At 65.5% G+C, this 8,570-nt stretch carries 5 protein-coding genes; all 5 read right to left on the bottom strand.

Going from position 1 to position 8,570, the window contains the following annotated elements; genetic code table 11:
• Positions 1-3,423 (bottom strand): IPT/TIG domain-containing protein (locus KA184_17510; GenBank protein MBP8131380.1); only part of this gene is annotated, 3,423 nt, incomplete at its 3' end.
• Positions 3,424-3,479: 56 nt separating this feature from the next.
• Positions 3,480-3,923 carry a hypothetical protein gene (locus KA184_17505; GenBank protein ID MBP8131379.1) on the bottom strand — a complete coding sequence of 148 codons (444 nt, stop codon included), beginning with the start codon at positions 3,921-3,923 and terminating at the stop codon, positions 3,480-3,482.
• Positions 3,920-4,930 (bottom strand): inositol 2-dehydrogenase, encoded by a 1,011-nt coding sequence (gene iolG, locus KA184_17500; GenBank protein MBP8131378.1) that lies wholly within the window; start codon positions 4,928-4,930, stop codon positions 3,920-3,922. Before iolG ends, KA184_17505 begins: the two co-directional genes overlap by 4 nt.
• A gap of 65 nt (positions 4,931-4,995) precedes the next feature.
• A complete protein-coding gene (locus KA184_17495; protein MBP8131377.1) occupies positions 4,996-6,837 on the bottom strand; it encodes a Na+:solute symporter in 1,842 nt (613 codons plus the stop codon).
• 116 nt (positions 6,838-6,953) lie between these two features.
• Entirely contained in the window at positions 6,954-8,516 is a 1,563-nt protein-coding gene (locus KA184_17490) for an alginate export family protein (protein MBP8131376.1), read from the bottom strand.
• Between the last annotated feature and the right edge of the window lie 54 nt (positions 8,517-8,570).

The raw sequence follows: 8,570 nt of genomic DNA, 5'->3' as shown, positions 1-8,570 counted from the left end.
CCCTTCGGAAGACGCGTCGAGCGGCGCGCCGTTGGAATGCGTCGCGAGCAAGCCGGATACATCCACGCGAATGCGCGCGGGGGCTTCCGTCTCGGCAACGTATATCCAGGGCACGAGGGTGTCGAGGCGCGCACCGGGCACGGCCCGGGCAGGCGTGCGATTACTCAGCATCAACATGCCGTTATCAAGGACCCGCATGTTCCAGAACAGGCGGCCCGTGCCGGCGTCCCCGGAGTCTTGCCCCGTGAGCCACCCAAATCCTTTCCCCGCGTCGGGGCGCAGGAGCGCGACCACTTGCCGGACGATTGCCGTGCCGGGCGATTCCAAAGCCACGCGCAGTCTGCCTTCATAGCGATTGCCGGAACGGCGCACGGGGCCGTCCGGCGTCAAGACAAGGCGGACGCGCGTCCTGGGGCCATATCGGAATCCGTCCGCGAGTACGGCCTCCGTCTGCGTCTCTGAGGCCACGACGCGCACGGGCACGGTGCCGCCCTGCGCACTGGCGCAAGGCGGCGTTACGGCGAGAATGGACGATGCGCCGTGTACCCGGGTCATCTGCGCCTGCCGGTCGCCGAACCACACCGTGACCGCGGGTGTAAAGTTGCGGCCCGAAAGGACAACTGTGGCGCCGCCTTCGGCCGGGCCTTCCGCGGGTCCGGCGATACCCTCCACGGCGAGGATCTGCGGCGATCCAATAGCGGGGCATGGCGTATCGTCGGCGCCGTCGTAGACCGCATCTCCGTCCGAATCCCGGTTGCGGGGATCCGTTTCCCCGTCGTCGAGCGCGCCGTTCCGGTTCAGGTCCTCAAGTGCGTCCGGGATACCGTCGCTGTCCGTGTCGGCTTGCAGGTAGTTCGTTTCGCCCGCATCCCAGGCGCCATTGTCGTTCGCGTCCTCTATGGCATCCGGCAGACCGTCCCCATCCATGTCGCTGATGTCGGTGCCCGCGTGGCTCAGCCACTGGAAAAGGTCCTCGGCGAATAGGCGGTTGTTGGGACGGTCCAGCGCGGGGCCGCGCACCGGGGAAGCCGAAGCGAGCAGGGCCATCCGGCCATATCCGTAACGGCAGGCGACCAGGAGCGCAAGGTCCGGGTCTTCCGTGTCCCGAACAACGACGCAGGATTCAGGAGCCTGGAGGGCGCAGCCAGAATCGACGCCAAAGGCGCGCCAGTATCGGGCGAGGAAGGCGTCGTGCGACGCCGGCATATCGCCGCCGTTGTCCGTTGCGGGCGTCCGTTCCGGTTCGCCCCTCAGCGCGCCAGACGCAACGTTCCCCATGTTACGGTCTACCCGGATGCCGGTATCGATGTGTATGCCGAGCGGCGCCAGCCAGTGCGTGAGGGACCGCGTTTCCCCGGACGCAATATATGTCCCCAGAAAGAGCAGCGCGCCGCCGTCCATGACGTAGTCGAGAAGTCCCTGCCGCGTCACGGCGCCCTGCGCGGCCGCGCGCGCATCCAGTATCACCAGGGCGTACTCGGTTAGGGAGTCCTGCAGCGGCCCTTCCGACACCGTATGCGAGAAGAAGAACGGCGGCCCGGCCAAGAGACCCAGCAAGGCCGGCGTGCCATGCTGTTCGGCGCCATTTCCGGACGCCGCAGCCCCGTCCCCGAGATACAAGGCGCGCCGCGCGCCTGCCGGAGCAGGCAGCACGCGAACCAGGACCTCCGCCGGACTGCCTGTGGCCTGAGCGCCGCGGCTTGCGCCGGTCATATGAACCTGCACGCGGCCCTCGAGCGCAACGCCACGCTGGTACACGAGCGGATTCACGGCGAGATAGGCCTGACCCGGCGCGTGTCCTGATCGAGGCGTAATCACAAGCCAGTCTCGAGCGCCGGCGTCCGCCTCGACGCGCCACGTGACGTTCTCGCCGTGCTGTGCGCGAAAATCCAGCGCGCGGAGTTCGTGGCCCACGGCCGTGCCGTGAAAGAGAATTTCCGCGGGCAGGTCCAGGCGCGGCGAAGGCGTAACCGGCTCCAAGTCATTGCCGTCGGGGACGCCGTCGTCATCGCTGTCCGGCAAGTCGCTGGACGTATTCGCGAGCCGTTCCGCGGCAGCAGAAAGGCCGTCGCCGTCGGTATCGCCGTCGGGCAGCCCCCGCCCGGGAATCACCGAAAACCCAGTCACGTGGCCGCTCTGCACAAGAATCGCTTTAACCTGCTGCGCGGTGGCACGGTCCACGCGGAACGCAAGACCGCCACTGCCCGCAAACAGCCCCGCGTCAAGCCAAGCCAGCGCCTGAATACCCCCGGGATAGTCGTGCACCGCGCTGCCTTGTTTGCCGTCGCGCCAGACCTCGATACGATTGCCGTATCCGACGGCCAGCGCGTCTTCATCCGGCGACGGCGCAAGCAACAGGCCGCGCCCGGCTCCGGCAAGCGCGAATTCCGAATCCTTGACCAGTTCGTCTTCGGCATCGACCCGCAAACGCGTCACATAGGCAAAATCCGTACCGGGCACGCGCGTCGCCACCCAGAAGAGGCCGTCTCCACCCGGGTATACAACGGGCGAACCGGCATTGCCCTCGCCACGCAGGTCGACGGACGCCCCCGCGAGAGTCCCATCGCCTGCGCGCACGAGACAGGCCCGCGACACGGGCTCGCCGCCGGGGTGGTCCAGTGCGTAACCGGACGCCACAACGAGCGCAAGACCTTTTCCCGCGTCGATTCCCATACCTGCGGCGGCAAAGCCGGGCTGGTCCATTGCTTCGCCCAAGGCGACGGATTCCAGACGGGAAACGGCCCCCCAGATGTCGGCCAAGAGCACGTGCATCCCTGTTTCAGGCGTCGCTCTGCACAGCACACACACCTTGCCGCCACCGGCATGCGCCGCTGTCAGCGGCCAGCCCGGGAGCGGGTGCGTCGCGGGACCACCTCGGACGCCGGCTTCCTCCCGGCGCGGGTACGTAAGCGTCGTAAGCCGCGCCTCCCACTCGTCGTCAGAACGGGCGCGAACGCCAAGCACCAGCGCGACCGTGTCGCCGTTGCGAGGGTCTTCCAACGCGCAAGGAATCCATTCGCGCCATTCCGGTTCCGAAACCCGGCGCATGCTCGTCAGTTCCGCGAGCGGCGCCATCCGAAACGCACTGTGCCAAGTCCGGACATGACGCATGTCGGACGCGCCGGCCTTCAACGCCGGTCCGGTACTGAGCAAGGCAGGCCCTTGCGCCGTCGCGAGCAACGGCGCCAGCGGCGCAGCGCCGGGCAGCACCCACGTCCCCGGGAGCACTGCGCACGTCTCGAAATCAACACTGTGCACGTACACGCGCGCGGCTTCGCGGGTCGCCGACAGGGCATTCGTCACAACCAGCAACCGCTGCGCCTGAGCCGCGCCGCAGCACGACATCAGCCAGAGCAGCGCGACCTGAATCAGACGCGCGCGCCGGTTCAGGGCCGTGTGAGAATGGAAGACGCATTCCTGCATGAGGGGAGTCTATGCAAGGGCGTGCCCGAGTCGCAATAACGCGCCCCTTGGCCGCCTCAGTTCATGACCCGCCAGCGCCCGTCTATCTGGCGCAATACGAGATAACGCGGGAAACCCTCTTGCCAGAACGCCGCGGTGTTTGCGTCGGGGCCGAAGCGCGGTTCCAAGGCGCGGGTGGCCCGCAACGTGCGCATCAGTTCCGCCCCTTCAGGCCCCGCCATCCGCGCCGTCAGGGCTTCCATCCCGCCGTCCCGCCGCGCCCCGGCCGCCACTTCCGGGTCCGCGTATGTCTCCAGGAACTCCGCGTATCGCTCCCCTTCGAGCATCATTATCATTGCGTCCAGCGCTTCGCGCAGGCCGCGCACCTGGTCAGGAGAGAACGCCAAACCCTTCCCCGTCGCAACCGGCGTAGTCTGCTGCGCTGAATCGCGGACGCCACAATTGGAGAGCCCGGCAAGACAGAGGCAGATACTCCCCGCGAACGCCGCGGCGCGTCTCATGCCGATATCTCGCTCAGCTTCACCGGTCTGCCCTCATCGTGAGACTTCCGCGCGGCGATGCCCATCACGACGGGGACAAGGCCGTCATGACCCGTCACCGGGGCCGGGGTATCGTCCAACACCGCATCCACGAAGGCGCTCATTTCCGTGCAGAAGCTCTCCGTGTAACGCTCCATGAAGAAATTGAGGGGCAAATCGCGGCGGACAGACCGCGCGTCGCTGATCAGCACCGCATTCGGGTAGTTGTTGTCGACACGGAGCCCGCCCGCACTGCCGAGCACTTCAACGCGCTGGTCGTAGCCGTAGACGGCGCGGCGGCTGTTATCGATCGTGCCGATGACGCCATTCGCGAACTTCAGCACAATCACTGCCGTGTCGAGGTCGCCCGCCGCGCCGATCGCCGGGTCCACGAGCACGCCCGCGGCCGTATACACCTCCTCGACCTCGGCGCCGGTGAGAAAACGGGCCATGTCGAAGTCGTGGATTGTCATATCCAGGAAGATGCCGCCCGAAACCTTGATATACGGAATCGGCGGCGGCGCCGGGTCGCGGCTGATGATGTGCAGCAGATGCAGCGCGCCAATCTCGCCGTCGGCAATGGCGCGGCGCGCGCGCGCGAAATTCGCGTCAAAGCGGCGATTGAACCCGATCTGCAGCTTCACGCCCGCGCGCGCGACCGCATCGAGTGCGCGCCGGATCTTCGTGAGGTCGTGATCGATGGGCTTCTCGCAGAAAATCTGCTTTCCGGCGTGGGCCGCCTCCTCGATGATGCGCGCGTGCGTGTCGGTGGAAGAACAGACCACCACCGCGTCGATCTCGGGATCGTCCAGAACGGAGCGGTAGTCTCCGGCGGCGCGGGGCACGCCCAGGCGCGCGGCGCACGCGCGCGCGGCATCTTCCGAAATATCCGCAATCACGCACAGGCGGGCGCGGGGAATCCGGCCGGCCAGATGTCCCGCATGCACCTTGCCGATGCGCCCCGCGCCAATAACGCCGACATGCAATATCCCATTCGCGCTTCCCATCGTCCATATTACTCCCGTTTCCGGCCAAACAGCCGCCGCTTCATATCTTATCGTACGCCGCCTTCATCCCGGGCCTTGACGCGAATGGTCATCTGAATACGCAGCGGATGCACAAGCAGCGTCCAGAGCCGCACCAGGACGGCCGCCGTCACCACGAACACGGCCGTGAGCGTCCCGGCCAGGGCGTACTGCCCATATATCCAATAGCCCGTGGCGAAGAGCGCCGCGTAGATCGAGACACAGCCCAGGAGCATGCAGAGAATGCCGAGCGGCAACTGGCCGAGGCGGTCCACGTCGCGCATCGAGTGCCCGTCCGCTTCGGCGCGCTCGATGAAACGCCGCCAGCCGGGGCCGCCCGGCTGCACCTTCCGATAGAACGCAATGAGCACGTCCTGGCGCGCCGGCTTCGTCAGAAACGTGGCTGGCAGCCAGCACGCGGTTGTGATTACGACGATAAGGCATAGCCGCATCCAGTCGTCAGGCTGCGGCAGGCCCGTCTTTGCGTGCCAGAACTGGAAATAGAGCGCAACCACGAACGAGACGATCAGAGCCACAATTTCGCTGACCGCATTGATGCGCCACCAGAACCACCGCAGGATGAAGAGAAGCCCCGTGCCCGCGCCAATATTCAGGATGATCTTGAAACTGTCCAGCGCGCTCTCCATCTGCAGCGCAAGGTAACCGGCGCCCGCCATCAGCAGGACCGTGGCGACGCGCCCGATGAACACCAGATGCCGGTCGCTGCTGCGGGGCCGGACAAAGCGTTTGTAGAAATCGTTGACGATGTAGGAGGCGCCCCAGTTAAGGTGGGTGGCAATCGTGGACATATACGCCGCAATCAGCGAGGCCACGACCACGCCCAGCAGCCCGGTCGGGAGAAACGTCAGCATGGCGGGGTAACCCATATCGTGATTGATGACATCCGCCGCGTACGGGAACCGGTCACGCATGGCGTCCAGGTCCGGAAAGACGACCAGGGAGCACAGGGCGACAATGATCCACGGCCAGGGCCTCAGCGCGTAGTGCGCCGCATTAAAGAAGAACACCGCGCCGAGTGCGTGCTTCTCGTCTTTCGCGGCCAGCATGCGCTGCGCGATGTAGCCGCCGCCGCCGGGTTCCGCGCCCGGATAATACGCCGCCCACCATTGCACGCACAGCGGAATGAGAAAGACGCCGAGCAGCAGCGAGGGGTCGTCGAACCGGGGGAGCAGGCTGAGCCGCGACTGCACGTTTTCGTGGGCAAGCAGGCCCGCGAGACCGCCCACCTCAGGCAGCGAAAGCGCGTAGTAGGCCGCGGCAAGCGAACCAAGCATGGCCAGAAGGAACTGGAAGAAATCGGTCCAGAGCACGCCGAGCAAGCCGCCGAGCGCGCTGTAGACCGCGGTGACCACGGACGCGATGAGTATTGTCTGAACCGGCGTCAGGTTGAGCATGACCCGGCCGATCTTGATGGCGGCAAGCGATACCGAGGCCATGACGATGACGTTGAAAATCACGCCCAGGTACAGCGCGCGGAATCCGCGCAGGAATGCGGCCGTCTTGCCGCTGTACCGCATTTCGTAGAACTCGACGTCGGTCAATACGCCCGACCGCTTCCAGAGCCGCGCGTACAGGAACACCGTCAACATGCCGGTGAGCAAGAACGCCCACCATTCCCAGTTCCCGGCCACGCCGTTCTTGCGCACCATGTTAGTGACCAGATTCGGCGTGTCCGTCGAGAAAGTGGTGGCGACCATGGACACACCGAGCAGCCACCACGGCATGGAACGCCCCGCCGCGAAGAATTCCGCGGCGCTGCTGCCGGCGCGGCGCGTCACCGCGACGCCAATCAGCAGGGAAACAAGGAAATAGACGGCGATGATCGCCCAGTCCATCGGCTGCAGCAGCATGGCTCACTCCTCCGCGCTGAAGACAACGTTGTATCACGATTGTACGGGCAGTGGCCAGTAAGACCAAGGCCCCGCGGCAACCCGCGGGGCCCCGCTGCTAACGCTTGAACTGCCGGTCAGAAGTCCACCCGGCAGCCGGCGAAGACGTAGTCGGCGTCGTCATCGTCGCTGCCGCCGTTGAACACCAGACCGTTGAAGCTGTTGTAGTTGCCCTGGGCATAGCCGTCGCCCGTGAACAGGTGAGTCCAGCCGATGTCGAACGAGAGGTCTTGGCTGTACAGATACGTGAGCGCAAGCATCACGTCGATGCCAAGGTCGTCGTCGTTCGCCTGAGTCCACCACGAGGCGCCCGGCAGGATGGGGATGCGCATCTTGCCAAGGGTGAAGTGGCGCGGCGCGTCGAAGTCCTCCAGGGACTCGTAATACGAGACCCAGAACATCGTCCGCAGTTTTTCCGTGGGCGCAGTCATCAGGCCGACGCGCGCGTACCAGGCGTTCGTGAAGTCGTTGTTCGCATCGATGAACCCGCTGAGAATATCGTTCGAGAACAGGCGATTGAAGTTGATGCTCGCCTCGGGCTTATCGAAGGGATTCAACCACTCCCAGAACGAGATGTCGCGGTTGTCTTCGCCGCCATAATACCGGAACGCGGTGAAGACACGCGGATGCCAGGCCGCGTCGAACGCGTAGCCGAGCTCAAGTTTCGCGCCCAGATTGTCGAAGTCCGCGTCATCGTCGCCATAGAGGCCCGGCTTGAAAGTCGTGCCGATGGCGTCGGCTTCGCCGAACTGATACGCCACTTCCGCGTCGTAGTCGAACGCGCCAAACTTGCCAGCGGCGCGCACTCCGGCGGTGTGCAGCGTGGTGGCGCCGTAGTCATCGACGCCCCAGAGGTCTTCAATCCATTCGGTGACGGGGCCGCCCGCCACGTCCTCGATGCCGGTGTCGTCGCGCAGCATCATCCAGTAAGCGTCCAGGGTATGCCCCTCGATACCGGTGTAGCTGCCGTACAGGCCGTAGAAATCCACGTCCGCGTCGCCGAAGTCGGAGAACCGCTCCGCGAGCTTGCTGGCCCACGCGTCGACCGTGAACGTGTCCGCGGCGTACGTGAGGCGCAGCGCGTCGAACGAAATGCCCGTGAAGAAGAAGCCGAAGTCGCGAGGGCCAACCAGCCACTGGCTGCCAAAGGCCAGTTCCTGGCGCCCGATGCGCAGACTCAGCGGCGAATCCCAAAGGTCGCGCGCTTCAATGTACGCCTGGAAAATCTCGACATCGTCGCCGGTCGCGGCGCGGCCGTCCACGCCGGTGATGTAATTGGAGCGGAAGTCCTCGCCCCAATTGTCATAAGAATCCACCTCAATGAACGTGCTCACGTCATCCGTGAAGTCCGCGCGGACATGCAGGCGCGTGCGCATCTCGACCGACGAATAGTCCGGGCCGTCATTGTCCCAGTGGTAAATACTGGCCACCGCGGGGTTGAACGGCCCGCCGATAGGCCGGCCGCCCAGCAAAGGCGGCAGCCATCGCGGTTGCGGCAGCGGACCGGTCAGTTCGTTGCTCACGTAGTTGCCGCGGATGCGCACGGAACCGCCCACCGACACCTGCTGCAGCTCGGCCACGGCGGACACCGTCGCCAATATCAGCAGGCCAAGCAATGCCATGAATGCAACTCTACGCATAGTGCGCTCTCTCCCCTTTGCGCGCACGCGCGTTTCCCAAAAACACACGTGCGG

This window comes from Candidatus Hydrogenedentota bacterium (genome assembly GCA_018005585.1).
Taxonomy (GTDB): domain Bacteria; phylum Hydrogenedentota; class Hydrogenedentia; order Hydrogenedentales; family JAGMZX01; genus JAGMZX01.
The sequence above is the reverse complement of the archived record's forward strand: the minus strand, read 5'-3'. Positions and strand labels throughout refer to the sequence as shown.